At 33.4% G+C, this 1,655-nt stretch carries 1 protein-coding gene; it reads right to left on the bottom strand.

From position 1 onward, the window contains the following. Positions 1 to 207 precede the first annotated feature (207 nt). Positions 208 to 1,470, bottom strand: coding sequence for an IS1380-like element ISEnca1 family transposase (locus BUA73_RS13645; RefSeq protein ID WP_064578888.1), 1,263 nt, complete (start codon positions 1,468 to 1,470; stop codon positions 208 to 210). Between the last annotated feature and the right edge of the window lie 185 nt (positions 1,471 to 1,655).

The following is a 1,655-nucleotide window of genomic DNA, read 5'->3' as shown; positions in this document are numbered from 1 at the left end:
CCTAAATTCCACGTGCATTTTTTATTAGCTTAAAAGAACACTATTTCACGAAGAATTTAAACTGATACTCCCACATTGTAACATTATTTACCACCACCTTTCAATCTTTTTCAATAAATTATTGATTGCAACTTTGGAGTAAAGATACTTATTAAACCCTGCAAGTTATCCACAGAGCAACACTCGATTTTCAAGATGATATCTTTATTATACCAGACATTTTTCATACACTTCCTTGTACGGATAGTTTTCTGACAAATTCATAATTACAGTTCTTGCGGTTTTAATGATTTTGGCTGCAAGAAATACATACTTCAAACGAAAGGTCTTTATTTGCTGTCTGTATTCTGAAGGCTCTAAGGAATCAATCTTGAACAACAAAAACAGGTTATATGAAAGCATCATCATTTGAAACACCGCTTCATTTGCCCAAAATGATTTAAGTAAAAGATGACCCACCGCCATGTCGTATTTGGCTTCTTTAATATAGTTCTCAGCATTGCCACGTTTTTCATAGGATATAACTACTTTTTCAGAAAGCAATGTAGTGTTTGTCACAAAGAAAAAGTATTCGTACTCAGAGCCTTCTAAAAGTGATATTTGTGCTCTTTCTTTTTCTGGTTTCAGTACGCGAGACACAACAAACCTTCTGTCTTTCTCCCAGTTATCTAATTTTGTAAACAGTTCTGTAGTTTCTCTGCCTTCTTCACCTTTAACGAATACAACCGATGAATTCGTTGCTTGGGATGCAAGCGTAGAATAACTTTTGGCTTTAATTAAATATTTGCAACCAAGAGATTCTATCGTTTCAATAATTTTTTCATCAAAGTAGCCACTATCCATTCGAAATAAAATCTCTAAATCATCTGTTTTGATGTTGGCTACTATTTCTTTGATCATTTCAGATGCACCGTTAGCTGTGTAAGTATTGCCACTTCTTACAAATCCGGTGACGTAGGCTTTTAATTCGTCGCAAAATGCAAACTGGATATTGTAGCATCGGTTTCCTAGTTTCTTGGGATTATATCCTTTTGATGCACCTTCTTGATGACCTTCTACGTTGATTACACTACTATCAATATCAATCGTAATGGATGTCAATTTACTTTTAGTGAGCAGTTTTTTAAAGACTTTAAAATTAATGTCTCTAAACATTTGTGTTGTCTTAAAGGTGAAATTTCCTAAAAACCGTGACACTGTTTCAGGTTCTTTTACGGAAATATCAAATTCATTAACGAGTGGATCATTTTGAAGGAGCTTTAGACGTTCTAGCTTGTCTATACCAATAAAGTGACCACAGATCATCGTCTTTATATGATTCATCTTGATTTTATTTGTGGAGTCATTATCAAATACGAGGTCATTTTCAACTAGATCAAAAATCTCATTACTTTTTGCGTTCTCAAGGAGAAGAAAAAGACCTGCATTTGATGTTAGATTCTTAGCTGTGAAATCAATTTTATTAATCATAATTTAAACCCCTTTTTCTTCTTTTGTTACTATTATTGTACCATATATCGACTCATAAAAGCTGATAATTCAACACATTTTTGAGCATTTTTCTTTCACCCAATGGGTGAAAGCTGAATTTTGAAGGAACGTATATTTATCAATGCTTTGAGGGTGGTTTATAAAGTACTGACGTAGAATCTCAG

The organism is Hathewaya proteolytica DSM 3090, assembly GCF_900142225.1.
Lineage (GTDB): Bacteria > Bacillota > Clostridia > Clostridiales > Clostridiaceae > Hathewaya > Hathewaya proteolytica.
The sequence above is the reverse complement of the archived record's forward strand: the minus strand, read 5'-3'. Positions and strand labels throughout refer to the sequence as shown.

Bases quoted from the DNA above. Each gene is read 5' to 3' on its own strand.
- BUA73_RS13645 (WP_064578888.1), bottom strand. From the start codon at position 1,470: ATGATTAATAAAATTGATTTCACAGCTAAGAATCTAACATCAAATGCA.